The following is a 26814-nucleotide window of genomic DNA, read 5'->3' on the forward strand; positions in this document are numbered from 1 at the left end:
TGCCTGTTGAACGTCTTGGGGCGCAGGATAAGCGTCGCGGGGTCGACCTCCGTATATTTCCCGCAGGATCGGCACAGCACGGCGATGGGCACCCCGTGCCGTTGGAAATCCCCGACACAATCGAAGCGCTTCGTCCCCACGGCGTTCCTCATGCGTTCTCTTCCGCATGGAAGCGCAGCGGGCATGGACGGTCAACCCCTGTCGGATGGTTTTCGAAACCCGTTCGAAACGCACGGGCTAACGCATTGATCAAAAACAAGAAAAATTCAGTGATCCATATTGTCGAAACACGCCCAGACACAGCTGTTCGCAGATATCTTCCTCTGCACGCTGCAGCAATCAGACGTAGCATAGTTTGTAGGCGCAGGAGCGGACTGCATATATGGTTTGGTGTGCATAACGGGGTATGGTGACAGGTAGATATAATGATTACACGGATGTTCCATCGGCGGTGCATCATATGATATAGGTTCCGCCCTTTACGACAGACGCGGGCGCCACTATGCGCATTCTTAGCTTTTCAGGTAAGAAAATATACGGCCACCTTGACCTTAGCGTGAAGTTCGGCCCTGAACTGACCTTCATAACTGGAATTAATGGCAAGGGAAAAACAACAACTATTCGCTGTATGCTGGCATTGTTGCAGCCACACATTGGGTTCTTGTTAGATACTGAGCACAAAGATCTAAGAGTTGACTTTGAGCACGACGGCAAGACTTACTATATTAGATCGGAGAGGACAGCTTCTACAATATCCTTACGGCACTCCTATTGCCGCGATCCGCTGGTTATCCCTCTCATCAAGCGCGATGCATTTGAGAGCCCTATGCGCTTCCGTGAGCGCTGGGAGGAATACGTTGCAGAAGTAGAAAACTCTAATGCAAAGAATCCTGTTCGAGAGTTCATTGGTAGCTTGCCGACACCAATGTTCTTGGGATTGGAGCGCCGCGACGAAACATTAGCCATGGACGACCCTAGACGCCCTCGTTTACAGCGTCGTATTCGTGGATTGGTTACAGGAAACCTCTACGAGAGTATGAATGACGCAAAGGAATTGGCGGAGAGAGCATACAGGACGATCTTAGCACAGCAGAAAGGGCTGGCCGATGCATTGCGCCAGAATATCGTTCTATCGGCCTTCATGCACAAGATGAAGTCTGCCGATGAGACGATGCGGAGTCTACCTTCGAAATCTTACATCACGACGCTGGAAAAGAACTATGAGCTTGTGTTTCGGACGCTGAGTTCTATCGGTATTGATGCAAAACAGATTGATGAACATGTTCGGCCATTTTTTGATAATATGATCGAGACTGTTCATCGGCTACCTCGCACGAAAAACCTTGATCGTGCCATTGCTAATCCCGATCAGAACGTACAAAACGCTGTGTACGCTTGGTTTTCTATGCGGCCACAAGAATCGCGCATCAACGCAATCATCAAGCATGTCGAGTCTTACAACAGAAAGCGAATAGAAAGTTTCTCAACCATACAGAGCTTTATAGATACCGTCGATTCGTTCTTGGCGGACAGCGGAAAAAGAATCAAATTTTCCGCTGAGGGGTATATGTATGTACAAATCAACGAGAAATTTAGAGATGATGTTTCAACTCTATCGTCTGGCGAGAGCCATGTATTTGTCATACTAGCGCAACTATTCTTTAATGCAAAAAATGCAGCGGCCAGCGTACTGATAATTGATGAACCAGAACTCTCTCTGCACATAAGATGGCAGGAGATATTTGTTGATGCGCTTAGAACAGCGAAGCCGGACCTGCAAATAATACTATCAACACACAGCCCATCAATCATCCTAGACCGCACTAATTATTGTGTTGAGCCTAAGGTGCACCAATGACCATCGCGTATTCTGATAAAGCGAAGACCGCTTACGCATACCTTTATCAAGCGTATAATGATATCGACATTTACGTCGAGGATACATCAACGCGCGCGTTGTACGAGAATTTGTTCCGGCGTATGCTCGATGGGCGTGCGCGCCTTGCCCGTGTTCATCAGGTTGGAACTCGTGCAAGTGTTCTACTAAAGTGCGCAACCGACCAAGCTCCGTCGAGCCAGCCAAAAATCTACATAATCGACGGCGATATGGATCATTTCACAGGCAGGAAGCTAGCTTCACTGCGCTATCTATATCGCCTTGGCACTTATTGTTCAGAAAACCTATTAATATGTAAAGATGCGCTTGAAGAAATTGCTTTTGACTGCGCCTGTAATCTAGAGAGAGGGACAGTGCGGGCCCAACTAAATCTAGAACAGACTTTCTCAAATATTGAGAAAGATCTGTTACCTCTTTTTATTTTGTACGCGATTGTTCACAAAAAAAACTTGGGAATTGAGACAATCTCATACTCAGTATTTATGTTAATGAAATCTCCACGCGAAAAAGTGCTTTGCAGGCATAAGATCTATGCGCGAATGCGCGATCTGACTCGCCGGATAGTTAAAGAAATCGGGAGCGACTCATTTAGAGAGGAAAAGTCCAAAATATTGAAGCTGATGACCGGCTGGAAAGGTCGCCCATTAAACTACATGAGCGGAAAAGATTACATTCTTCCGCTCCTGTTTGAGCACCTCAAGTCCAAGGTTAGGCTTAACGATACGAAGGATCAGATTAAGCCCCGCTTGGCCCGCCACTGTCGCCTTGATGCTGATATGAATTTGCAAAAGGCATTGTTCCGAGAACTAGAGAGCGGTAAGAAGGATTGATACGAATTACGTTTGAAGCCTTCCACTCTCAAATTTTCAAGCATGGGGGCTCTGCCCCCATATCCCCGGGGTACTTCCACACCTACCGTGACTGATAGGGGCTTGGGATATCTGTCACCCGCTGATCTGGGAGCAGGCAGCGTGAATTTCCAGAGGCGGGAAATCCCTGTGCCAGCGGCTCAATTCTGTCTCTGGGTATAGGTACCAGTGGGATGTTTTCCAGAGCAAACGCTCCCAAGTGCTTGCTAGAGCTTGGGAGCGCTCCAACTGAAAATCCCCGTGTCGGCGGTTCGACTCCGTCCCTGGGCACCATCCTCCCTTCGAAGTTCAAGGTCTGGATGGTGTGCTTCGGTCAAGCCAACTGACCATACTCTTCCCGCGTATCATCAAGTTCTTTCGCTCTTCTTAAAGCGGCTCGGACTCTGACCATCTCACCCGCCCGATCCCCGGCAGTTTCACTGCAAGGTCCAGCGGGTCGATTCCCACCGTCAGCCCCAGCAAATTCACCTCCAGCCCCTCCTCCAGCGCCAGAAGCAGGCCGGCGACGCCGAACAGGCTGATCTGCCAACCGGTGCCGCTCGGCGCCCGCGCGAACACGCCGCGGCCCAGGTAATCCTTGCCCAGCGCGGTCGATGGCAGGTCGAGCCGCAGTTCCGGGACTGCACGGGCGACCCAGGCGGCGAAAGTGTTGCTGTTGGGGCCGGGCCAGACGCGGTATTCGCCGGCATAGGGATAGCTGGCGGCGGCCTCGGCGATCTTGGGGATGGCGGTTTCGGCGGCGGGACCGCGCAGTTCGCCCAACAGGGTGGGCTGCGCGCCGAACCAACGACCGTCGGGGTCGCGGTTGCTGACAGAGACCACCGACAGGCCGCGATAGGCGCGCCAGCCGATCACCTCGTAGACCGTATAGCTGCGGGCGCCGGCCGGCTTCACCGCGAACCAGGGATGCACGCCGAAGGCGCCGCGCCAGGACAGGACGCGGGCGGCATAGACCTGGACCACCGCCTCCGGCGTCATCGCCGCGTCGGGGGCGAGGCCCACCGGGCTGCGGTCGATGCGGCTCCAGTCGACGGCCGTCGGCACCGCGCCGGAGGCAAGCAGGAACACCGGTCCGGCCAGCAGCAGGACCAGCGTCAACAGAAATGCCAGCAGCACCCTCACGGCCCTCGCGCCCTATTACCGCCCGCCTTCCATGTAGTCATTGCGACGGCGGATTTCCGGTGACAGCGGAGGGACAGCGCGGAAGAGGCCGCTCAGATGCTGTAGTCGCCCTGTTGCAGGCTCTGGTCCATGGTCAGTGCCGGCGCCGGCTCGTCGCGGCACCAGCCGACGACCTTGGCGGGCACGCCGGCCACGGTGGCGCAGCCGGGGACGTCCTTCAGCACGACGCTGCCGGCGCCGACCTTGGCGTGGGCGCCGATGGTGATGTTGCCCAGCACCTTGGCCCCGGCCGACAGCAGCACGCCGTCGCGCACCTTGGGATGGCGGTCGCCATGCTCCTTGCCGGTGCCGCCCAGCGTGACGTTCTGCAGGATCGACACGTCGTTGCCGATCACGGCCGTCTCGCCGATCACCACGCCGGTGCCGTGGTCGATGAACACGCCGCGCCCGACCGGCACCGCCGGGTGGATGTCGACGGCGAAGGCCTCCGACACCCGGCTTTGCAGGAAATGGGCAAGGTCGTGCCGGCCGCCCCGCCACAGCCAGTGGGCGACGCGGTGCCATTGCAGCGCGTGGTAGCCCTTGAAATAGAGGAAGGGCGTCAGGCAGCCGTCGGCCGCCGGGTCGCGCGCCAGGATGGCGGCAAGGTCGGCGGCGGCGGCCTCGACGATGGCCGGGTCGGACTCCATGGCGTCGCGCACCACGGCGGCCAGCCGGTCCTCCGGCATGGCGCGGTCGGCCAGCTTGCGCACCAGCAGGGCCGCCAGCGCCGGGCCGAAGCCGTCGCGCGCCAGCACCGCGTCGTAGAGGTAGGGAGCGAGGCCGCTTTCCTCCTCCGCCACGCGGGCGGCGTCGGCGCGCAGGCTGCGCCACAGCGACTGTTCGACCGTTTCGGCCGCCTCGCGCATCGTGACGTCCAGGCTGTCCATCGCCATCACCCTTTCCCGCAAACAAGGCTGTTACTGTGGTGAGCGGCCCCCGGTCCGGTCAAGGCCGTTGCCGTCAAGGCTGCTTCCCGTTCCACCATCGCCATGCGCACGGCGGAAAGCCTGCGGCGACCGCCCTTCGCGCTTGGTGAAGAAGCGCGAGAAATAGGCCGGATCCTCGAAGCCCAGGGCATAGCCGATCTCCGCCATGCCGTGGCTGGTGTAGATCAGCGAACGGCGGGCCTCCAGCATCAGCCGGGCATGGACCAGCTGCAGGGTCGACAGGCCGGTGACCCGGCGGCAGGCGGCGTTCAGCCGGCCGGGTGTGACGCCCAGCGCGACGGCATAGCGCTCCACCGGCCAATGCTGGCTGAACCGCTCGTCGATCATCGGCCGCAGCCGGGCGAGCAGCCGCAAGTCGGCCGATACCCCCTGCCCGCTCCGCCCGGCCACGTCGTGCCGCCGGTCGGCCGCCAGCCGCGCGGTGGCGACCAGCAGAAGCATCACCTGCGCCGAAATCGCGCTGGCCCGGCCGATGTGGTGGGCGCGGAACTCCCGCCTGATCTCGCCGAAGCAACGATCGAGCGCCGCCGCCTCGTCCGATCCGGCTTTCAAGTCCCAGGCCTGCGGCAGGGCCGGGGCGTCGCGCAGTTCCGCCTCCGGTGCGGCGGCCAGCACACCGGCCAGGAACCCCTCCGACATGGTCAGCACATGGCCGTCGGTGCCGGGATCGAAGCGGAAGCCATGCACCACCTGCGCCGGCACGACGATCAGCGCCGGGGCGCGGAAGGCCACCTCGACCCCGTCCGCGGTCAGCCGCCCGCCGCCTTCCGTGACCAGCAGGGCATGGCTCAGACCGTCGTGGCGGTGGGGGCGGACCTCCCAATTGTACAAGCGCATCCGCTCCGGGATCGTCTCGATATGGACGAAGCGCAGCTCCGGCATCGCCGGCGGCTCGCCGTACAGCCAATAGCGGGGAATGGGTTCGGCGCTGTGGCTGGGATGGGCGGACATCGCACGGGCTCCGGCAAGCTTGCGATGAAAAGTACAAGTCTTTCGCCGGTTCGTCTATGTCCGGCCCTCCGCCTCCGGGAATAGCATGAATGCAAATGATTGGTGTAGGCAACAATTAGCAAAAGCACGCCTGCCCATGGTCCCCAAGGAGGGCGAGAGACATGCACCCTACCAAATCGACCCGCACCCAGGTCGCCATCATCGGCGCCGGTCCGGCCGGTCTGTTCCTGTCCCATCTGCTGCACCGCCAGGGCATCGAGTCGGTGATCCTGGAACACCGCAGCCGCGAGGAGATCGAGGGCACCATCCGCGCCGGCGTGCTGGAGCAATGGGTGGTCGACCTGATGAACGACATGGGGCTGGGTGACCGCATGATGCGCGAGGCCCATTTCCATTCCGGGATCACACTGCGCTTCGACCGCCGCAGCCACCACATCGACATGGCGGAACTGACCGGCGGCAAGCGCGTCACCGTCTATGCCCAACACGAGGTGATCCGCGACCTCGTCTCCGCCCGGCTGGAGGATGGCGGCACCATCCTGTTCGGCGTGTCCGACGTGCGGTTCCTCGATCTGGAGGGCAAGACGCCGCGCGTGCAGTTCCGCCGCGGCGCGGACGGCCCGCTGGAGGAGCTGCGCTGCGACTTCGTCGCCGGTTGCGACGGCTTCCACGGACCGAGCCGGCAGGCGATCCCGGCCGCGGCGCGCACCGAATACCAGATGGTCTATCCCTTCGGCTGGCTCGGCATCCTGACCGAGGCGCCGCCGTCGCATCCCGAACTGATCTACGCCAACCACGAACGCGGCTTCGCCCTGCTCAGCACCCGCTCGCCGGAGGTCCAGCGGCTCTACATCCAGGTCGATCCCAAGGACGACATCGCCAACTGGTCCGACGACCGCATCTGGTCCGAACTGCACCGCCGGCTTGAGGACGGGAATGGCTGGACGCTGACGGAGGGGCCGGTCTTCCAGAAGGGCATCATCGCCATGCGCAGCTTCGTCTGCGACCCGATGCAGCATGGCCGGCTGTTCATCGCCGGCGACGCCGCCCACATCGTGCCGCCGACCGGCGCCAAGGGCCTGAACCTGGCGGTCGCCGATGTGCTGGTGCTGTCGCGCGCCCTGACCGCCTACTACAAATCCGGCACGACCGCGGGGCTGGACGGCTACAGCGCCACCTGCCTGCGGCGGATCTGGAAGGCGGAGCGCTTCTCCTGGTCCATGACCACCATGCTGCACCGGAACGAGGCGGAATCGCCCTTCGAGCAGCGCGTGCATCTGGCCGAGCTGGACTATCTGGTCCACTCCCGCGCCGCCATGACGGCGCTGGCGGAGAATTATGTGGGGTTGCCGATGGAATGAAAACCCGCCGGCGCGCCCGCCCGTTACGCCTGCTTGGCGTCGATGATCCCCCGGCGCACGGCGCGGGTCTTGGTGAAGTGGTCCTGCAACTGCTGCCCCTCGCCCCAGCGGATGGCGCGCTGCAGCGCCGTCAGATCCTCGGTGAAGCGCTGCAGGATTTCCAGCACCGCCTCGCGGTTGTTCAGGAACACGTCGCGCCACATCACCGGATCGCTGGCGGCGATGCGGGTGAAGTCGCGGAAGCCGCCGGCGGAAAACTTGATGACCTCGGACTTGGTGTCCTCCTCCAGGTCCGACGCGGTGCCGACGATGGTGTAGGCGATCAGGTGCGGCAGGTGCGAGGTGATGGCCAGCACGCGGTCATGGTGGCTGGCCTCCATGATCTCGACGGTGGAGCCGACGCGGCGCCACAGCTCCGTCACCCGCTCCAGCGCATGGCGGTCTGCCCCGGTCGGCGGGGTCAGGATGCACCAGCGGCCTTGGAACAGGGTGGCGAAGCCGGCCTCCGGACCCGAATGCTCGGTGCCCGCCACCGGGTGGCCGGGGATCAGGTGGACGCCGTCGGGCAGGTGCGGCCCGATGTCGCGCAGGGCCGCCTGCTTGACCGAGCCGACATCGGTGACGATGGTCCCGCGCTGCAAAAGCGGCCCGATGGCCTCGGCGACCGCGGCGTAGCTGCCCACGGGAGTCGACAGAATCACCAGATCGGCACCGGCCAGTGCGGTTGCCGGATCGGTGGAGGCCTCCGCCACGATGCCCAACTCCAGCGCCTTGGCGCAGGCCTCGGCGCTGCGGTCGGCGCAGACGACCTGCCGCGCGATCCCATACTCCGCCAGCGCCCGTGCCAGGGAGGAACCGATCAGACCGATGCCGATGATGGCGACGCGGTCGAACAGGGGGCCAGGAGCGGGAACGGTGTCGGTGATGGACATGACGCGGGGTGTCCCGAAAGCGGAGTGAACGGGCGAAAAACCGTCCCGTTTAAACCACCTCGCGCCCGCCGGACCAAGCGATACTTTATCGCACAGTCCGTCACCCCTCCTTCCGTGTCATCTCCGCCCTGAGCGCTTCGGCCAGCCGCTGGAAGGTCTCCTTCCGGCCGGAGGTGCGGCGCCAGGCCAGCGCGATCCGCCGCCCCGGCCGGCCGCCGGCCAGCGGGCGCACCGCCAGATCCAACCCGCGCAGGATGCCCGAATCGACCGCCATCTGCGGCAGCAGCGTCACCCCAAGCCCGTTCGCCACCATCTGAACCAGCGTGTGCAGGCTGGTGCCCTCGAAGGCGGTGTTGTGCGGCGTGGCGTCCAGCGCGCAGGCGGCCATGGCATGGTCGCGCAGGCAGTGGCCGTCCTCCAGCAGCAGCAGATCCTCCGACGGGACCGTCACCGGCTCGGCCGGATCGCCGGCGCTCAGCCGGTGGCCGGTGGGGCAGACGAAGGAGAAGCGGTCCTCCGCGATGTCTTCCGTCTCCAGATCGCCCATCGGATAGGGCAAGGCCAGCAGCGCCGCATCCAGCTTGCCGGCGTTCAGCTGTTCCAGCAGCCGCGCCGTCTGATCCTCGCGCAGATAGAGCCGCAGGCGCGGGAAGGTCTCGCGCAGGGCTGGCATCACGCGGGGGATCAGGAACGGGCCGATGGTCGGGATCACGCCCAGATGCAGCGCACCCGACATCGGGTCGGCGGCCGAGCGGGTGATGTCCACCAGCTCCTCCGCCCCCTTCAGCAATTGCCGCGCCCGTTCGGCGATCTCGCGGCCGAGCGGGGTCGGCAGCACGGAGCGGCGCGTGCGCTCCACCAGCGTGGCGCCCAGCAGATCCTCAAGCTCCTGCAAGCCGGCGCTCAGCGTCGACTGGCTGACGAGACAGGCCTCCGCCGCCTGCCCGAAATGGCAGCGGTCGACGACGGCGACGAGATAGCGGAGCTGGCGCAGGGTGGGGAGCGGTTTCATGCCGGATTATGTAATCGGTTTTATCGATCAATCCAATTGGTATTTTCTACTTCTCTTGATAACAGATTTCCCGTATTCCTCCACGGGTCAACGGGACACGGGAACATCGCCCCCTCCCCTGGCCACAAGGCAGGCCCTCTTGTTCGACCCGGTGCGCCGCACTAAGTCGGGCATGTCACGGCCCCCGGCCGGAGATCGAGGCGACAACCATTCATCGCACCTCATCGGAGAACACAAATGTCTTTGATCAACAGCGAGATTAAGCCCTTCAAGGCGACCGCGTTCAAGAACGGCAAGTTCATCGACGTGACCGACGCCGACCTGAAGGGCAAGTGGTCGGTCGTGTTCTTCTATCCGGCCGATTTCACCTTCGTCTGCCCGACGGAGCTGGAGGATCTGGCCGACAACTACGCCGAATTCCAGAAGCTGGGCGTCGAGATCTACAGCGTCTCGACCGACACCCACTTCTGCCACAAGGCCTGGCACGACACCTCGCCGGCCATCGGCAAGATCAACTACACCATGATCGGCGATCCGACGCTGGCCATCAGCCGCAATTTCGAGGTCCTGATCGAGGAAGTCGGTCTGGCCGACCGCGGCACCTTCGTCGTCGACCCGGACGGCAAGATCCAGATCGTCGAGATCACCGCCGGCGGCGTCGGCCGCGACGCCAAGGAACTGCTGCGCAAGATCAAGGCCGTCCAGTACGTCGCCGCCCACCCGGGCGAGGTCTGCCCGGCCAAGTGGCAGGAAGGCGAGAAGACCCTCGCCCCGTCGCTCGACCTCGTCGGCAAGATCTAAGGGTCTCCCGCAAGGGAAATCCCAAGGATCGGGGGCCGGCTTCGGCCGGCTCCCACCCCGCTCCGGCGGACATATGTTGCAGTACCCTTGGGGCCGACAGGTCACAGGGCGAGATCTTGCGGGCCGGCTTTCAAAGCCTCCCCGCCATCAGGGTCCGTCATCGGTTTCCCCATCCCCGCGAAGGCGGGCACCCAGGCGCGCTCTTTGTCGCAGTCCTTGCAAAGCCTGGATCCCCGCCTGCGCGGGGAGGACGATGACGTTTCAAACTCTTCACTGTTTCAAAACCAGACCGCCCGCCCGACCGGCTCTTTTGACTCGGGCCACCATTTCTCCGCCCGGACCGCCGCGATTCCGCGCAGGCGATCCGCCCCGGACACGAGACGTTGGGAACGAAAGCCATGCTGGACGCCAATCTGAAGACGCAGTTGAAGGCCTATCTGGAGCGCATCACCAACCCGATCACGCTGGTGGCGTCGCTGGACGACGGCGCGAAGTCGCAGGAGATGCTGGGCCTGCTGGAAGACATCGCGTCGCTGTCCGACAAGATCACGCTGGACCGCAACGGCGCCGACGAGCGCCGGCCCTCCTTCGCCATCAAGCGCAACGGCACCGACATCAGCGTCACCTTCGCCGGCCTGCCGATGGGTCACGAGTTCAACTCGCTGGTTCTGGCCCTGCTGCAGGTCGGCGGCCACCCGTCGAAGGAGTCGGAGGAGCTGCTGGAGCAGATCCGCAACCTCGACGGCGATTTCCGCTTCGAGACCTATTTCTCGCTGTCCTGCCAGAACTGCCCGGACGTGGTCCAGGCCCTGAACCTGATGAGCGCGCTGAACCCGCGGATCAAGCATATCGCCATCGACGGCGCGCTGTTCCAGCAGGAGGTCGAGCAGCGTCAGGTGATGGCCGTCCCCACCGTCTTCCTGAACGGCGAGCCTTTCGCCCAGGGCCGGATGGACGTGGCGCAGATCGTCGCCAAGCTGGACACCGGCGCCGTCGCCCGCGCCGCCGAGAAGATCAAGGCCAAGGCCCCGTTCGAGGTGCTGGTGATCGGTGGCGGGCCCGCCGGTGCCGCGGCCGCCATCTACGCCGCCCGCAAGGGCATCCGCACCGGCGTCGCAGCCGAGCGGTTCGGCGGTCAGGTGCTCGACACCATGGCGATCGAGAACTTCATCTCCGTCTCCCACACCGAGGGGCCGAAGCTGGCCGCGGCGCTGGAACAGCACGTCAAGGACTATGAGGTCGACGTGATGAACCTGCAGACCGCCATCGCCCTGGTCCCGGCCACCCAGGAAGGCGGCCTGATCGAGGTGAAGCTGGCCAGCGGCGCCTCGCTGAAGTCGCGCACGGTGGTGCTGTCGACCGGCGCCCGCTGGCGCTCGATGAATGTCCCGGGCGAGGCGGAATACCGCAACAAAGGTGTCGCCTACTGCCCGCACTGCGACGGCCCGCTGTTCAAGGGCAAGCGCGTGGCGGTGATCGGCGGCGGCAACTCCGGCGTCGAGGCGGCGATTGACCTCGCCGGCATCGTCTCGCACGTCACGCTGATCGAGTTCGACAGCCAGCTGCGTGCCGACGCGGTGCTCCAGCGCAAGCTGCACAGCCTGCCCAACGTCACCGTCATCCTCTCGGCCCAGACCACCGAGGTGCATGGCGACGGCAACAAGGTCGTCGGCCTGTCCTACAAGGACCGCACCGGCGGCGAGCTGAAGCGGGTCGATCTGGAAGGCATCTTCGTGCAGATCGGTCTGGTGCCGAACACCGAATGGCTGAAGGGCACGCTGGCGCTGACCCCGCGCGGCGAGATCGAGGTGGACAACCGCGGCCAGACCTCGCTGCCCGGCGTCTTCGCCGCCGGCGACGCGACGACGGTGCCGTTCAAGCAGATCGTCATCGCCATGGGCGAAGGGGCCAAGGCCGCACTCGCCGCCTTCGACCACCTGATCCGCACGGTGCCTGCCGAGGAACCCGCGCGCGAGACCATCGCGGCGGAGTAAAGACGGTAGAAGTCCCCTCTCCCCGCCGGGGAGAGGGGGATTCTCCCGTAGGGGTCGGGATGGGTGACTGTGTCACCCCAGCGTATGCTCCAGCAGGATTTTTGCGCCCAGGCCGATCAGCACCACGCCGCCGGCCATTTCCGCCCAGCGGCCCAGATGGTTGCCGGCGGCCTTGCCGATCAGCACGCCGCCGAAGGCCACCGCGAAGGTCACCGCGCCGATCAGCGCCGAGGTCGTCACCATGTCCACGTCGACCAGCGCCAGACCCGCGCCGACGGCGGCGGCGTCGATGCTGGTGGCGACGGCGGTGGTCAGCAGGGCCAGCCATTCGGCGCGCACGCTGCGCACCGGGCCGCAATCCTCCTCGCTCTCGTCATCGCCGTCCATGATGGCGTTGCGCAGCATCGCGCCGCCGACCGCCAGCAACAGGCCGAAGGCGATCCAGTGATCGACCGTTTCCACGAGGCTGGCGAAGGCGATGCCGATGCCCCAGCCGACCAGCGGCATGGCGAACTGGCAGACGCCGAAGGCCGCGCCCACGCGCACCGCCTCAGGCAGGCCGGACCGGCGCGAGCAGGCCCCGCGGCCGAGAGCGGCGGCGAAGCTATCCATTGAAAGGCTGAAGGCAAGCGCGAGGGACGTGGCGATCATGGCTATTCCCGGGCCAGACAACACAGTGGAATCGGACGGACTCCGGCTGGCCGCGGAGATGCCCGATCCACTGGTCTCGCCGGGTCGGCCCTCTGGCCGCCGTGCGCGCCATGGCGGTAGCGGCCGGAGGCCGGAACCGTCCAAGTCTGTTGACGCGAACCCCACCGAATCCAAACGCCGGCGGGTGGCTACTCCCCAATGACGGGGGAACTCCTACAAGGACTGGGGGATTGGGTCAAGCGCCCGATTGCCGCAGGTGCGAGATGCGGCCGCGCAGGTAGGTGGCGGCCACCGAACGGTCGTCGCCCAGCGTCACCTGGATGAACAACTCCTCCTCCAGATCGCCATTCACCGCGTTCATGCGATGTCGCATAGCCGGGGTGGCGGCGGGGTCGAGCACGACGAGGTCGGCCCAGCGGCCGGGCTCCAGGCTGCCGACCTCGTCGGCCATGCCCAGAGCCTCGGCATTGCCGCGGGTCATCCAATGCAATGCTGCGAGCGCCGGCAGGTTCTGGCGCCGCAGCTGCAGCACCTTGTAGGCCTCCGCCGCCGTGCGCAGCATCGAATAGCTGGTGCCGCCGCCGACATCGGTGGCGATGGCGGTGCGCACCGGCCGCTCCGGCTTCGACAAGGCGTCGAGGTCGAACAGGCCGCTGCCGATGAACAGGTTGCTGGTCGGGCAGAAGACGGCGACCGACCCGCTTTCCGACAGCCGGCCCATCTCCGCCTCCGACAAATGGATGCAGTGGCCGAACAGCGAGGTCGGCCCCAGCAGCCCGAAGCGGTCATAGACGTCGGTGTAGTCGCGGGCGCCGGGGAACAGGCGGCGCACCTCGGCGATCTCGTCGGTGTTCTCCGACAGATGGGTCTGCATGTGGACGCCGGGATGCTCGCGCAGCAGCGCGCCGGCCGCCTCCAGCTGCGCTTCGGTCGAGGTGATGGCGAAGCGCGGGGTCACCGCATAGCGCTGCCGCCCCCGCCCGTGCCAGCGGCCGATCAGATCCTTGCCGTCGCGATAGCTGCCGTCGGCCGTATCGGTCAGGGCGGCGGGCGCGTGGCGGTCCATCATCACCTTGCCGGCGATCATCCCGGCGCCGCGCGCCTCGGCCTCCGCGAACAGGGCGTCGACCGACTGCGGATGGACCGAGCCGTAGACCACCGCCGTCGTCGTGCCGTTGCGCAGCAGCTCATCCATGAAGAAGGCGGCATTGGCGGCGGCGTGGGCCGGATCGGCGAAGCGCTGTTCCTCGATGAAGGTGTATTTCTCCAGCCAGTCGAGCAGCTGGGCGCCGTAGGAGGCGATCACCTGGGTCTGGGGGAAATGGATGTGGGTGTCGATGAAGCCCGGCAGCACCAGCTTGCCGCTGTGGTCGTCGACCACCACCCCCTCCGGAACCCGGCCGCGCAGGTTCGCCCAGTCCCCGACCTCCAGAATCCGCCCGTCGGTCCCGACCAGCAGCAGCCCATCCTCGTGATAGGTCAGGCAATCGAAGTCCCCCGGCCCGGCGGGCGGGCGATGGAAGCTGAGCAGGCGCCCACGAATGGCGGAAACGATGGTTTGGTCGGGCATGGGGATCCAACTGGCGATAAGTATCAAATTTGCGGTGCGGACAGTGCCCTCTCCCGCCCCGGGAGAGGGAGGGGACCCACGAAGTGGGGAGGGTGAGGGGGATTCCAAGTATAATGAACCGCATGGCTCCTTGGATCACCCCTCACCCTTCCCACCGCTTCGCGGCGGGCCCCTCCCCCCTCCCGGGGCTCTCAGCGGATCTTCGATCCGCCTGACGCCGTCAGCACAAACGAAGTTTGTGCGAGAGGCGGGAGAGGGTTATTTCGGTTCCCCCGACCACGCCGCCAACACCGCGCGTTCCTGCGGGGTGATTCCGGTGACGTTGGCGGGGGGCATGGCGCTGCTGAAGCCGGCCTGGAGCCGAATCTGCTCGGCATGGCGGCGGATGCCGTCACCCTCCAGCACGACGCCGCGCGGCGGGGTGGCGACGCCCTCCCACACCGGCTGGGCGGCGTGACACATGCTGCAGCGGGTGGAGACGATCTCCTCGACCTGATTGAAGCCAACCTTGACCGGCGCGGCGGCAGCGGTGCCGACATTCGCCGGCCCCATGGTGCTGAGCCACGCGCAGGCCAGCATGCCGGCGGCGGCCACCCCCCAGGTCCACCAGGGCGTCGGCTTGCCGGCATGGCGGCTGTTGAAGAAGTGGCGGATCGCCGTGCCGACCACCAGCACCAGCGCCACCATCACCCAGTTGTAGCGGGTGGAGCTGACCAGCGGGTAATGGTTGGACAGCATCAGGAAGACGACCGGCAGCGTCAGGTAGTTGTTGTGCAGAGACCGCTGCTTGGCTTGTTTGCCCAGCGACGGGTCCGGCGTCTCGCCGCGCAGCATGGCGGCCACCGTCTTGCGCTGGTTGGGGATGATCAGCATGAAGACGTTGCAGGCCATCATCGTCGCCATCAGCGCGCCGACCTGCAGCATGGCGCCGCGCCCGCTAAAGACCTTGGTCATCGCCCAGGCCGTCGCCACCAGCATCACGAAGCCGGCAATCGCGAGCGCACCGTCATTGCGGCCCAGCGGCGACTTGCACATCAGGTCATAGGCGACCCAGCCCGCCACCAGCGCGCCGACGCTGATCGCCACCGCCTGCCAATGGCTGAGCGCCATCACGTCCTGGTCGATCAGGAACAGGTCGGCGCCGCGATAATACAGCACGCACATCAGGAAGAAGCCGCTGAGCCACGTCGCGTAGGATTCCCACTTGAACCAGGTGAGATCCTCCGGCAGCTGCGGCGGGGCGACCATGTATTTGGTCATGTGGTAGAAGCCGCCGCCGTGGATTTGCCACGCATCGCCCGCCGTCCCGGCCGGCGCCCCCGCTCGGCGGCGCAGCGAAGCGTCGAGATGGATGAAGTAGAAGGACGATCCGATCCAGGCGATGGCGGTGATGACGTGCAGCCACCGCGCCAGGGCGTTGATCCATTCCCACAGGATGGGCTCCATCGCGCGCACGCTCCTTCCGATCAGGTCGATGACTTGACTGTAAGGCGAGTGTGCGGGTGCGGAAAACCATTCGTCCGTCCCAACAGCTTCAAAAATTGCCGAAAGATCGGGATGCGGGAACGTGACGCCGGGCATGCGGCCGTGTGGACCGAGGAGGCGTCACTCCATTCGGTCCACATGGTCGTCAGTTGCCCATCAGGCCGCGAACAGGGCGGCGTCCAGGTGGGTCATGTTGTTCATGGTGTCGAACGCCGACGACACGAGGCCGACATCGGTCCAGGCGAACTGGTTGAACGTCTGGCTGCCACCATACGACACAGGGGTGCTGAGATAGACGTCGCGCACGGCGCCGATCACCTCGTCTGTCGAAATGTGCAGGTCGTCGTTGACGTCGATCTTATCCAGCGTATTCCACACCGTGTCGAAGTTCGTGCCGACCAGTGTAGCGGCTTCATGGAGTTGATCGGCATTCATGTAATAGTTGAGGTCGTCACTCATGGAATTGGCGAGCGCCGCCGTGGAGGACCGCAGCAGCGCCGCCTCCCCGCCGCCCTGCGCCGAGAGGGCTTCCGACAGGGTCGGGTCGGAGGAATAGTAAGGCACCTTGGTCGACCCCTTCACGTCCACGCCGAACACGGTTTCGTAGCGCGTGTTCGGATCGAGGTGGGTTTCCTGCTGGAAGAGGTCGAGGTGGTTCTTCCAGAAGCCAGGCGACTGCGCCAAGGCGTGCTCGGGCGGCGGCGGCTCATCGGTACATGGCAGCAGGTCGATCGGGTTGTTCGGATCGTCCTGAATCTTGGCACTGCCCCCGCTGTCCGGTCCGGTGGACTGGAGCCGCAGCCACCAGTCGCTGCTGTCGAACAACGCTTCGGCGTCGAGGGCGGTCGTGCCGCTGATCACGAAGCTGGCGCTCTGCACGACACCGTCAGATGCGCCCTGGTTGCCGAACTTGATGCCGATGTCGTACGGCTCCTCCGAGGTGCCGCCGGTGGTGTTGAAGCCGGGATCGGTCATGCCGGGATTGTCGGAGATCCGGTTGGCGTCGATCAGCGCGGCGTAAGGCCCGGCGGTGCCATTGGCGGTGATTTGGCTGACGGAGAGCCCGGACACTGCATCGTTGTTGACGCTGAACGCCACGCCGATAAGGTCCGCGTTCGGATCGTTCAAGACACTAAACGAGACCTTCACGTCGTCCAAACCGTCTCCGGTGAAATCCTGGCAATATTCGAATGTTGCCTGGATAGATTCTGGCGTCGAGTCGGATGTCGCTTTGTAGTCAAAAGTGTAGTTCGTTGTACGGGCAGTCATTTTCAAATCCTCCCATTGCAAAGAGAAGTCTTCCCTTTCGGCAGCGAAAATTAATCGCTGCTTGTGGAAATCTTTGATCGTGATACCGGGATATGCGGCCCTTCAACGGAGATTGCGGCTATGGCCAAGCCCCCATTCCGTGCGCGATGATTGAGCAACTGCTCCGAAAAAAAGATAGCAGCAGCACCAGCCAAGGAGCCTTGATCAGATACTTCGTCCTGTAAAAAGTATCGCAACAATTAAAATTAGTATAATAATCCTACATCATTAAAATTTTGAATTTCTCTTCGCGTCATCAAAATGTTCTTCCTAATTTTATCCTGGATTTCTGAAATTCTTTTATACACTTCCAATGTCTATACAAATAGCGCGACTTGGTTCACAAAAAGCGATTTGTCCAGCAGAGTATTATGATTCAATATATTAGAGATATTTAATTTATCATAATCATCTACCGATTTCACCTGTTTCGCGACTTCACGAGCCAGCATTCCGCTGTGGACAGAATGCCGCACCCAAGCTATACCTCCGCCAGCCAAGGTGAGTAAGCACTCACTTATCACAAGCTACTGATTTAACGCCCCAATGGCCCCTCGCCTCGACAGCGGCGCCCGCAAGCGGGCGATCCTCGACGCCGCCTTGCCGCTGTTCGCGCGCAAGGGTTTCGCCGCGACCACCACACGGGAGATCGCGCAGGCCGCCGGCGTGTCGGAGGCGCTGATCTTCAAGCATTTCCCGTCCAAGGCCTCGCTGTACGAGGCGATCTTCCTCAGCTGCATCGACGGCGACCCGGAGTATGAGCGGCTGGTCGCCTTGCCGCCGGGCACCGGCACGCTGGTGCAGATGATCCAGGGGCTGGTGAACTACTTCGTGATCGAGGTGCCGTCCGATCCCAACGAACGGGCGCGCCACCGTCTGTCGATCATCAGCCTGCTGGAAGACGGCGAGTTCATGCGGCAGGTCTATGAGGGCATCCGCAGCCGCTTCATGCCCTGTTTCGCCGCCTCCATCGCCGCCGCCGTCGCCTGCGGCGACCTTGCGCCGGGGCCGATCGACGCGGAGAACGGGCTCTGGCTCGCCGAACATCTGTGCGGAATGATGGCGACCGTCTGCCTGTCCGGCGGGATGGTGGTGCCCTATCCCTGCGGCCGTCCCGAGCTTGCCCGCCAGACGGTCTGGTTCATCCTGCGCGGCCTCGGCCTGCGCGACGACATCATCGCCGCCCGCGAGTGCGGCTCCGACAATGACAATTCCACACCCGAGAGACCGGAGTAGCCGAACGTGACCCTGGACCATTCGCCAAAGACCGAGACGTCATTCGGGCACCCGGCGTCCGAGCCGGGCCGCGGAACGCCTCCGCCGCCCGCCCCACCCTCCACGCCGCCGCGCAAGCCGGTGACGCGCGGGCGGCTGACGCTGCGCATCGTCATCACGCTGGTGATCCTCGGGTTGCTGGGGGCTGCGCTGTACGGCTTCAACAGCTTCCGCGCCAAGGCGATCGCCGACTTCTTCGCCAACAACAAGCCGCCGCCCACCCCGGTGGCTCTGGCTGACGCGACGGTGCAGACGATCCCGAAATATCTGCCGGCCATCGGCACGCTGCAGGCGGCCCGTCAGGTCACGGTGGCCCCCGAGGTCGCCGGCCGGGTGGAGCGCATCCCCTTCGAATCGGGCTCCCGCGTCAAGGTTGGCGACCCGCTGGTGCAGCTGAACGACGCCACCGAGCAGGCCGATTTGCTGGCCCAGCGCGCCCAGGCGCGTCTGGCCGAACTGAACCTGGAGCGCTACCGCGACCTGCGCCGCAGCCAGGCCACGCCGCAGAGCAATGTCGACCAGTATCAGGCGCAGCTCGACGAGATCAACGCGAACATGAAGCGCACCAGCGCGCTGATCGGCCAGAAGCTGATCAAGGCGCCGTTCGACGGCGACCTCGGCATCCGGCAGGTCAATGTCGGCGACTACGTCAATCCCGGCGCCACCATCGTCACCCTGACCGACCTGTCGCAGCTCTACATCAACTTCACCCTGCCGGAGCAGGCGCTGCCGAAGCTGTCGGTCGGCCAGGGTGTGCTGATCAATGTCGATGCCCTGCCCGGCCGCGATTTCGAGGCGAAGATCACCACCATCGAACCGCAGGTCAGCGCCGACACCCGCGCGGTGAAGGTGCAGGCGACCATGGACAACCGCGAGCGCCAGCTGCGGCCGGGCATGTTCGCCAGCGTCCGCGTCGTCCTGCCGCCGCAGCCCGACACGCTGACGGTGCCGGAAACCGCGGTCGACTACACGGTCTACGGCGATTCCGTCTTCGTCGCCATGAAGAAGCAGGGCCAGGACGGCAAGGAGCAGATGGTGGTGGAGCGCAAGGCGGTGAAGACCGGCGACCGCCTCGCCAACCGGGTCGAGATCCGCAGCGGCCTGAACCCCGGCGACCGCGTCGTGGTGTCCGGGCAGCTGAAGCTGGACAACGGCGCCGCGGTCGTCGAGGCGCAGAGCAATCCGCTCACGCCGCCGCAGACCCTGCCGCAGAACTGAGGCCGATGCCATGGGCAGTTTCACCGACATCTTCATCCGCCGGCCCGTTCTGTCCGTCGTGGTCAGCCTGCTGATCCTGCTGGTCGGCATCCGCTCGATGCTGGAGCTGCCGATCCGGCAGTATCCGCAGCTGCAGAACACGGTCATCACCGTCACCACCAGCTATCCCGGCGCCTCGCCGGAGCTGATGCAGGGCTTCATCGCGACGCCGATCGAACAGGCCGTGGCGACGGCTGAGGGTCTCGACTATCTCACCTCCTCCTCCACCCAGGGGCAGAGCGTCGTCACCGCCTATGTCCGGCTGAACTTCGATCCCAACGTCGCGATGACCGACGTGATGGCGAAGGTGCAGCAGGTCAAATACCAGCTGCCGCGCGAGGCCAACGACCCGGTCATCCTGAAATCGACCGGCGAGACGACCTCAATCCTCTATATGGGCTTCTCCAGCCCCGACCTGTCGGGGGCGGCGATCTCCGACTATCTGACGCGCGTGGTGCAGCCGGTGCTGTCCACCGTCAACGGAGTGGCGCAGGCCAAGATCCTGGGCGGCCAGACCTTCGCCATGCGGCTTTGGCTGGACCCGGCCAAGATGGCGGCGCGCAACATCTCGCCGGCCGACGTCTCGGCGGCGGTCGCCGCCAACAACTACCAGTCGGCTCCCGGCCAGACCAAGGGCGTCTTCGTCATCTCCAACGTCACCGCCAACACCGGCCTGACCGACGTGGAGCAGTTCCGCGACATGGTGGTGAAGGCCAAGGACGGGGCGCTGGTGCGGATGCGCGACATCGCCACCGTCGAACTCAGCTCCAAGAGCTTCGACGCCAGCGTGGCGATGAACGGGCAGCAGGCGATCTTCATCGGCGTCGATTCCACCCCCACCGGCAACCCGCTGAACATCGTCGAAGACATCCGCAAGATGGAGCCGGAGCTGCGGCGCAACCTGCCGCCCGGCATGAAGATGGAAATCGTCTATGACAGCACCCGCTTCATCCAGGCGTCCATCGACGAGGTGGTGAAGACGCTGCTCGAAGCGGTGGCCATCGTCATCGTCGTCATCTTCCTGTTCCTGGGATCCCTCCGCTCGGTGCTGATCCCGGTGGTGACGATTCCGCTGTCGATCATCGGCGCCGCCACCTTCATGCTGGCTCTCGGTTTCTCGCTGAACCTGCTGACGCTGCTGGCGATGGTGCTCGCCATCGGCCTCGTGGTGGACGACGCCATCGTGGTGGTGGAGAACATCCACCGGCACATAGAGCACGGCAAATCGGCGGTCGCGGCATCGCTGATCGGCGCGCGCGAGATCATCGGGCCGGTCATCTCCATGACCATCACGCTGGCGGCGGTCTATGCCCCCATCGGCCTGCTGGGCGGACTGACCGGCGCGCTGTTCCGCGAATTCGCCTTCACGCTCGCCGCGTCGGTGATCGTGTCGGGCATCGTGGCGCTGACGTTGTCTCCGATGATGTGCTCCGTCATCCTCAAGGAGGGCGGGAGCCAGGGCCGCTTCGCCGCCTTCCTCGACCGCCAGTTCGAAAAGCTGGCCGGCTGGTACGAGCGGCGGCTGGACGGCATGCTGGACTATCGCGCCGCGACCCTGCTGTTTGCGCTGGGCATCCTGCTGTCGGTCGGCTACCTGTTCGCCAACACCATGTCGGAACTGGCGCCGGAAGAGGACCAGGGCATCCTGTTCGGCATCTCCAAGGCGCCGCAATATGCCAACCTCGACTATATCGACAGCTTCGGAAAGCAGATCGACGACACCTTCGCCAGCTTCCCGGAGACCGACACCCGCTTTGTCCTGACCGGCATGCCGACCCTGAACCAGGGCTTCGCCGGCATGATCCTGAAGCCGTGGGGCGAGCGCGCGCGGTCGGCCAAGGAACTGCAGCCGCTGGCCCAGGCCGAGCTGAGCAAGGTGACGGGCATCAACGTGTTCCTGGTGTCGCCGCCGGCCCTGCCCGGTTCCACCGGCGGCCTGCCGGTGCAGATGGTGATCTCCAGCCCCGGCGATTACCGCACCATCTTCGACGCCATCGAGCGGATCAACGACGCCGCCATGAAAAGCGGCATGTTCATCGTCACCGACACCGACCTGAAATATGACAGCCCGGTCGTCCGGCTGAAGATCGACCGTGCCAAGGCGGCCGACCTCGGCCTGTCGATGAAGGCGGTCGGCGACACGCTGGCGGTGCTGGTCGGCGGCAACTACGTCAACCGCTTCAACCTGAACGGCCGTTCCTACGAAGTGATTCCCCAGGTGCCGCGGGCCGACCGCCTGACGCCGGAATCGCTGACCAACTATTACGTCACCTCCGGATCGGGCGCCCAGATCCCGCTGTCCACCGTGGTGTCGGTGGATACGGCGGTGGAGCCGAACGCGCTGAACAAGTACAACCAGCTTCCCTCGGCCACCTTCTCCGCCGTGCCGATGCCGGGCGTCTCCATGGGACAGGTCGTCGATTTCCTGGAGGCGCAGGCGCGCACCCAGCTGCCGGCCGGCTTCAACCACGCCTACCTGTCGGAATCGCGCCAGTTCGTGACGGAGGGCAGCCAGCTGATGGTCACCTTCGCCTTCGCGCTGATCGTGATCTATCTGGTGCTGGCCGCGCAGTTCGAATCGTTGCGCGATCCGCTGGTGATCCTGGTGTCGGTGCCGATGTCGATCTGCGGCGCGCTGCTGCCGCTGTTCTTCGGCGCCGCCACCATGAACATCTACACCCAGGTCGGTCTGGTGACGCTGATCGGCCTGATCTCCAAGCACGGCATCCTGCTGGTGGAGTTCGCCCGCGAGATGCAGATCAACGAAGGCGTGGACCGCCGCACCGCGATCGAGCACGCGGCCCGCGTCCGCCTGCGCCCGATCCTGATGACCACCGCGGCGATGGTGGTCGGCCTGCTGCCGCTGCTGACCGCGGCGGGCGCCGGTGCGGCCAGCCGCTTCTCCATCGGTCTGGTGATCGTGTCCGGCATGCTGATCGGCACGCTGTTCACGCTGTTCGTCCTGCCGGCGGTCTACACCCTGCTGGCGACGGACCACTACGCCACCTCCCGCTCCAGCCGGGCGGAGCAGCTGCGCAGCACGACCTGACGCGCCGCCGGATACCGCAAGACGAAACAGGCCCCTCCCGACCGGGAGGGGCCTGTTTTCGTTTGTGCCGCGTCACCCCGCCAGTTCCGCCGGCACCGGCAAATCCTCGCCCTCTTCGCAGCGGAGCATCCAGACCAGCCAGCGTTCGGTGTGGATCAGCAGGCGCCGGGTTTCGATGCTGGCGCAGCCGCGGCTGTGGTCGCGCAGCAGACGGATGGCGCGGCAGATGGAGGACTGCGGGTCGAGGGCTCGTTCCGGCACGGCGGAGGTCCTTTGTGGCGAGGAGGCACGCCCGACACATAGCGGACCGCCTCGCAACCAAAGCGTGATCTTTCTCGGACGCCCACGGAATCCTGCCCTTCGTCCGTTTCAAAGTTGCGCAGGGCCGGCAGAATGATGCGAGCAGGAATGGCCAAAGTTCCACAAGCTCTTCGCATCGCGGGCAACTGGCCGCGACATGCGCGGAACCGGCCACCCTGCGCGCTCTTGTCCCTACCTGCGGCATTTATCGAATGTTATATCTTTTGTCTTAGGCCACTGGTCGGGCCGTCGCCGTCACGAATGCTGTCCGTTCATGCGCCGGCATTTCACGCCTGCACAACGTAGGGATCCGAGATCCATGACAAAGCGTCTGTTGGCCGGCCTTGCCGCGCTCTGTTCCGCCCTGCTGTGCGGGCTGGCAACTTCCGCTCCGACCGTGGCGGCGGAGCAGGCGTTCCGCATCGGCATCGCCCCGCACACCAGCGCCCGCGTCATCATCGAACAGTACCAGCCCGTCCGCCGCGCGGTGGAGGCGGCGCTGGGCCGGCCGGTGGAGATCGTGACGGCGCCCGACTTCACCGCCTTCGCCCGGCGGGCGGTCGACCAGGAATACGACATCGCCGTCACCACCGGCCATCAGGCGGAGATGCTGCGCAAGGACGCCGCCTATCTGCCGCTGCTGACCTACAAGGCCGATTTCCGCGCCGTGGCGGTGACGGCTGCCAAGGGACCGTACCAGACGGCGGCGTCGCTTGCCGGCACCACCGTCCTGGGCCTCAGCCCGTCCTCGCTGGTGACGCTGTGGGGCCAGCATTGGCTGGCCGAACAGAAGCTGCCCAACATCCAGCTTCGCTATGTCAGCGCCGCCGACAGCGTGGCCCAGCTGATCCTGGCCGGCGATGCGTCGGCCGGCTTCATGTCGCTGGCCAACCGAGCCAAGCTGGCGCCGGAGGTTCAGGCACAGCTTTCCACCATCGCCGAGAGCCGCCCGATGGCCGGCCGAGTCTATATGCTGAACGGCAGGCAGGCGGACCTGGCGGACCCATTGCGCAAGGCCCTGTTCGCCTTCGGCGGGACGGCGGAGGGCAAGGCCTATTTCGACGCCAACCAGCTCGACGGCTACCGTCAGGTCACCGATGAGGAGCTGGAATCGATGGAGCCGCTGGCCGACGAGGTCCGGAGCGTTCTGAAGGCCGGGAAATGATCCTGACCCGTCTGGCGCCCTGGAAGACCCTGCGCGGGCGCATGCTGGTCGCCGCCATGGCGGTCGAGGCGATCATGCTGACCCTGCTGGTCGCCAACAGCGTGCGGCTGCTCTACGGCAGCCTCGCCGAACAGGCAAGGCTGCATGCGGGGCAGGTGGCGCCGGTGCTGAACGCCGCGCTGGTGGCGCCGCTGGCCCAGCGCGACTATGCGACGCTGCAGGCGGTGCTGGACGAAAGCCGCTCCACCGGCGGCGTCCTCTACCTCGCCGTCAGCGACAGCAACGGCAGGCTGGTGGCGATCAGCGGCTGGCCGGAAAACCGCGCGCTGCCCAATCCCGACCCGGCCCTGACGCTGGACACCAAGGACGGCATCGCCCGCTACGACGTGGCGGTGCCGGTGTCGCTGGCCGGGCAGAAGCTGGGCGCGGTGCAGTTCGGTCTCGACCTGCTGCACATCGTCGAGGCGCGGCGTGACCTGCTGACCCAGGGCATCGCCATCGCCCTGTCGGAGATCCTGCTGTCTGCCGGGCTGCTGACCCTGCTGGGCCTGTGGCTGACCCGTCATCTGGCGGCGCTGGCGCGGGCCAGCGAACGGGTGGCGGCCGGCGACTACAGCCCGCCCGAACTGGCGGAGGGGAGCGACGACATCGGCCGGCTGGGTGCGGCCTTCAACACCATGTCGCACGCCATCAAGGAGCGCGTCGACCAGTTGACCGTCGCGCTCGACGAGCAGGAGGCGCTGGCCCGCGACGTGGAGCAGGAACGCGCCCGCCTGTCCGCTCTGCTGTCGGCGATGGATTTCGGCGTGCTGTTCGTCGGCGGCGATGGGCGCATCGCCTACGCCAACCCGGCCTTCTCCGGCCTGTTCGCGATCACCGTGGCGCCGGTCGGCCACCGGCTGGACGAGACGCTGGCCAATGCCGGCAACGCCCCGCGCGACACCGACTATACCCTGCTGTCGGCGGTGGACGGCGACGAGCGGCGCGAGATGACGCTGACCGACGGGCGCATCGTCAGCTGGCACAATGTGCCGGTTCGCAGAGGCGCCGGCACCGCCATCGGCAAGCTGTGGCTGTGCATCGACGTGACCGAGCCGCGTCAGGCGGCCGAGCAGCTGCTCCAGGCCAAGGAGAAGGCGGAGGCCGCCAGCCGGTCGAAGACCGAGTTCCTGGCGACCGTCAGCCACGAACTGCGCACCCCGATGAACGGCGTGCTGGGCAACCTGACCCTGCTGGCCGACGCCTCGCTGCCGACGGAGGAGAAGCGGCTGGCCGACGTCGCCCGCCGCTCGGCCGAGACCCTGCTGCGGCTGCTGGACGACATCCTCGACCTGTCGAAGCTGGAGGCCCGCCGCATCGATCTGGAGGAGGCGGACTGCGCCCTGCCCCAGCTGATCGACGGGGTTCTGGAGGTGCTGCGCCCGAACGCCACCGACAAGGGGCTGGAGCTGTCGGCCCGGCTGATGCCGTCGGTGCCGGAGGTGATCGTCACCGATCCGGCCCGCCTGCGCCAGATCCTGTTCAATCTGGTCGGCAACGCGGTGAAATTCACCGAGGAGGGCCATGTCGCCGTGCGGGTCCGTCGGCTGGGCCGCGCCCCTGCCGACGTCATCGCCTTTGGTCATCCCGACTCCTTCCTTCTGGAGTTCGAGGTGGAGGACACCGGCATCGGCATCGCGCCGGGTTCGGTGCCGACCCTGTTCGACCGCTTCACCCAGGCCGACAGCTCGATCACCCGGCGCTATGGCGGCACCGGTCTGGGGCTGGCGATCTGCCGCGACCTCTGCCTGCTGATGGGCGGCAGCATCGCGGTGGACACCGCCCCCGGCCGCGGCAGCGTCTTCCGCTTCACCGTCATCGCCCGTCCCGGCGACCCGTCGGCCCTGCGCCGCGTCGAGCCCGGCCACGGCACCAGCGTCGGCGAGGCGGCGCGCGTCGCGGCATTGCCGCCGTTGCGCGTGCTGGCGGTCGACGACATCGAGGTCAACCGCGACATCGTCCGCGGCATCCTGGAGCGCGCCGGCCACAGCGTGGCGCTGGCCGCCAGCGGCGGGGAGGCGGTGCGCATGGTGCGCGACCAGCCGTTCGACCTCGTGCTGATGGACATCCAGATGCCGGGCATGGACGGTCTGACCGCCACCCGCCGCGTACGCGAACTGCCCGACCCTCAGGGCAGCGTCCCCATCCTGGCGCTGACCGCCCATGCGTCGGGCAGTTCGCGGCCGGAATGCCTGTCGGCGGGGATGAACGGTTTCGTCACCAAGCCCTTGCGCCCGGCCCTGCTCTTTGCCGAAATGGCGTCGGTGCTGGGCAACGGCGCGGCTGTGTCCGCCGCCCCCGCACCCGCCGCTCCGGAGCCCGCCATGATCGACCAGCCTGCGGATTTGCCTGCCGACCAGCCTGCCATTCCCGACGCCGACCTTCTGGACGAGGAACAGGTGTCCCTGCTGCTGGAGGTGCTGACGGCCGACGACTGGACCGCCTCCGTCGCCGGCTTCACCGACAACGGGCAGAAGACCATCGACAGCATGGTCGCCCAGGCCCGCGCCGGGGAGCCGCACAACCGCACCGCCCACACGCTGAAGGGCACCTCGCTGAATCTCGGCGCCGCCGCCCTCGGCCGCTTGGCGAAGGAGCTGGAGCACGCCCCCGCCGCCACGGTCCTGGAGCAGGAACAGCGATTGCGCGACCTGCTGGACCGCTCGCTCGCCGCGCTCCGCACCCGCCAGCCGCTAAACGTCTGAACGGATAGGTGGTGGCCGCAGCGCCACCAACAGGCAGCCGCTCCCTCCACATTCGGACAGGTCGGCGTGGCACAAAAGTCCT

Annotated in this window: 20 protein-coding genes and 1 riboswitch; of the genes, 10 read left to right on the plus strand and 10 right to left on the minus strand. The window is 65.0% G+C overall.

Translation table 11 applies throughout. The features are described 5' to 3' along the window. Positions 1-502 precede the first annotated feature (502 nt). Positions 503-1858 (plus strand): AAA family ATPase, encoded by a 1356-nt coding sequence (locus ACCD06_RS33915; RefSeq protein ID WP_413346848.1) that lies wholly within the window; start codon positions 503-505, stop codon positions 1856-1858. Next, the gene (locus ACCD06_RS33920) at positions 1855-2727 is read left to right on the plus strand and encodes a DUF4435 domain-containing protein (protein ID WP_413346850.1); all 873 of its coding nucleotides are present in this window, start codon (positions 1855-1857) and stop codon (positions 2725-2727) included. Before ACCD06_RS33915 ends, ACCD06_RS33920 begins: the two co-directional genes overlap by 4 nt. 405 nt (positions 2728-3132) lie before the next feature. Here the strand turns inward: ACCD06_RS33920 and ACCD06_RS33925 are convergent, their stop codons facing one another. The 3 genes from ACCD06_RS33925 to ACCD06_RS33935 all read right to left on the minus strand — a co-directional run bounded on the left by ACCD06_RS33925 (position 3133) and on the right by ACCD06_RS33935 (position 5828). Next, entirely contained in the window at positions 3133-3882 is a 750-nt protein-coding gene (locus ACCD06_RS33925) for a DUF3750 domain-containing protein (RefSeq protein WP_247871571.1), read from the minus strand. A gap of 98 nt (positions 3883-3980) precedes the next feature. After that, a complete protein-coding gene (gene cysE, locus ACCD06_RS33930) occupies positions 3981-4817 on the minus strand; it encodes a serine O-acetyltransferase (protein ID WP_413347013.1) in 837 nt (278 codons plus the stop codon). A 30-nt stretch (positions 4818-4847) separates the two neighbouring features. Then, complete coding sequence (locus tag ACCD06_RS33935) at positions 4848-5828, minus strand: helix-turn-helix domain-containing protein (protein ID WP_413346852.1); 981 nt, start codon at positions 5826-5828, stop codon at positions 4848-4850. 161 nt (positions 5829-5989) lie between these two features. Here ACCD06_RS33935 and pobA point away from each other — a divergent pair, with 161 nt between their 5' ends. Continuing rightward, positions 5990-7189: a 4-hydroxybenzoate 3-monooxygenase gene (pobA, locus tag ACCD06_RS33940; protein ID WP_413346854.1), complete on the plus strand. Its 1200-nt coding sequence runs from the start codon at positions 5990-5992 to the stop codon at positions 7187-7189. Between the two features lie 23 nt (positions 7190-7212). On the opposite strand, the gene ACCD06_RS33945 is transcribed toward pobA, so the two are convergent. Together ACCD06_RS33945 and ACCD06_RS33950 are read right to left on the minus strand one after the other, a co-directional pair. Beyond that, positions 7213-8121, minus strand: coding sequence for a prephenate/arogenate dehydrogenase family protein (locus tag ACCD06_RS33945; RefSeq protein ID WP_109156199.1), 909 nt, complete (start codon positions 8119-8121; stop codon positions 7213-7215). A 100-nt stretch (positions 8122-8221) separates the two neighbouring features. Beyond that, on the minus strand, positions 8222-9133 hold the full coding sequence (locus ACCD06_RS33950; protein WP_413346856.1) for a hydrogen peroxide-inducible genes activator: 912 nt from the start codon (positions 9131-9133) through the stop codon (positions 8222-8224). A gap of 237 nt (positions 9134-9370) precedes the next feature. Here ACCD06_RS33950 and ahpC point away from each other — a divergent pair, with 237 nt between their 5' ends. Beyond that, positions 9371-9934 carry an alkyl hydroperoxide reductase subunit C gene (gene ahpC, locus ACCD06_RS33955; RefSeq protein WP_085092243.1) on the plus strand — a complete coding sequence of 188 codons (564 nt, stop codon included), beginning with the start codon at positions 9371-9373 and terminating at the stop codon, positions 9932-9934. 398 nt (positions 9935-10332) lie between these two features. Then, the gene (ahpF, locus tag ACCD06_RS33960; protein WP_413346859.1) at positions 10333-11928 is read left to right on the plus strand and encodes an alkyl hydroperoxide reductase subunit F; all 1596 of its coding nucleotides are present in this window, start codon (positions 10333-10335) and stop codon (positions 11926-11928) included. Positions 11929-12000: 72 nt separating this feature from the next. Here the strand turns inward: ahpF and ACCD06_RS33965 are convergent, their stop codons facing one another. The 4 genes from ACCD06_RS33965 to ACCD06_RS33980 all read right to left on the minus strand — a co-directional run bounded on the left by ACCD06_RS33965 (position 12001) and on the right by ACCD06_RS33980 (position 16792). After that, positions 12001-12579, minus strand: coding sequence for a manganese efflux pump MntP family protein (locus ACCD06_RS33965; RefSeq protein WP_109156202.1), 579 nt, complete (start codon positions 12577-12579; stop codon positions 12001-12003). A gap of 83 nt (positions 12580-12662) precedes the next feature. Then, positions 12663-12788, minus strand: a riboswitch (yybP-ykoY riboswitch). Positions 12789-12814: 26 nt separating this feature from the next. Further along, positions 12815-14149, minus strand: a complete 1335-nt coding sequence (gene guaD / locus ACCD06_RS33970; RefSeq protein ID WP_413346861.1) for a guanine deaminase — start codon at positions 14147-14149, stop codon at positions 12815-12817. Positions 14150-14407: 258 nt separating this feature from the next. Further along, the gene (locus tag ACCD06_RS33975) at positions 14408-15595 is read right to left on the minus strand and encodes a urate hydroxylase PuuD (protein WP_413346863.1); all 1188 of its coding nucleotides are present in this window, start codon (positions 15593-15595) and stop codon (positions 14408-14410) included. 195 nt (positions 15596-15790) lie between these two features. After that, complete coding sequence (locus tag ACCD06_RS33980; RefSeq protein ID WP_413346865.1) at positions 15791-16792, minus strand: hypothetical protein; 1002 nt, start codon at positions 16790-16792, stop codon at positions 15791-15793. Positions 16793-17488: 696 nt separating this feature from the next. Here ACCD06_RS33980 and ACCD06_RS33985 point away from each other — a divergent pair. The 3 genes from ACCD06_RS33985 to ACCD06_RS33995 are packed head-to-tail and all read left to right on the plus strand — an operon-like array spanning position 17489 to position 22523. Then, entirely contained in the window at positions 17489-18178 is a 690-nt protein-coding gene (locus ACCD06_RS33985; protein WP_413346867.1) for a TetR/AcrR family transcriptional regulator, read from the plus strand. A gap of 6 nt (positions 18179-18184) precedes the next feature. Then, positions 18185-19435: an efflux RND transporter periplasmic adaptor subunit gene (locus ACCD06_RS33990; RefSeq protein ID WP_247871264.1), complete on the plus strand. Its 1251-nt coding sequence runs from the start codon at positions 18185-18187 to the stop codon at positions 19433-19435. Between the two features lie 10 nt (positions 19436-19445). After that, positions 19446-22523, plus strand: a complete 3078-nt coding sequence (locus tag ACCD06_RS33995) for a multidrug efflux RND transporter permease subunit (RefSeq protein ID WP_413346870.1) — start codon at positions 19446-19448, stop codon at positions 22521-22523. A gap of 72 nt (positions 22524-22595) precedes the next feature. Here the strand turns inward: ACCD06_RS33995 and ACCD06_RS34000 are convergent, their stop codons facing one another. Further along, positions 22596-22784: a hypothetical protein gene (locus tag ACCD06_RS34000; protein ID WP_413346872.1), complete on the minus strand. Its 189-nt coding sequence runs from the start codon at positions 22782-22784 to the stop codon at positions 22596-22598. 358 nt (positions 22785-23142) lie between these two features. Between ACCD06_RS34000 and ACCD06_RS34005 the strand changes: the two genes are divergently transcribed. Both ACCD06_RS34005 and ACCD06_RS34010 read left to right on the plus strand, forming a co-directional pair. Continuing rightward, a complete protein-coding gene (locus ACCD06_RS34005) occupies positions 23143-23988 on the plus strand; it encodes a phosphate/phosphite/phosphonate ABC transporter substrate-binding protein (protein WP_413346874.1) in 846 nt (281 codons plus the stop codon). Continuing rightward, positions 23985-26732 carry a response regulator gene (locus tag ACCD06_RS34010; protein WP_413346876.1) on the plus strand — a complete coding sequence of 916 codons (2748 nt, stop codon included), beginning with the start codon at positions 23985-23987 and terminating at the stop codon, positions 26730-26732. Before ACCD06_RS34005 ends, ACCD06_RS34010 begins: the two co-directional genes overlap by 4 nt. Positions 26733-26814: the final 82 nt, after the last annotated feature.

Source organism: Azospirillum sp. CT11-132 (assembly GCF_047302835.1).
GTDB lineage: Bacteria > Pseudomonadota > Alphaproteobacteria > Azospirillales > Azospirillaceae > Azospirillum.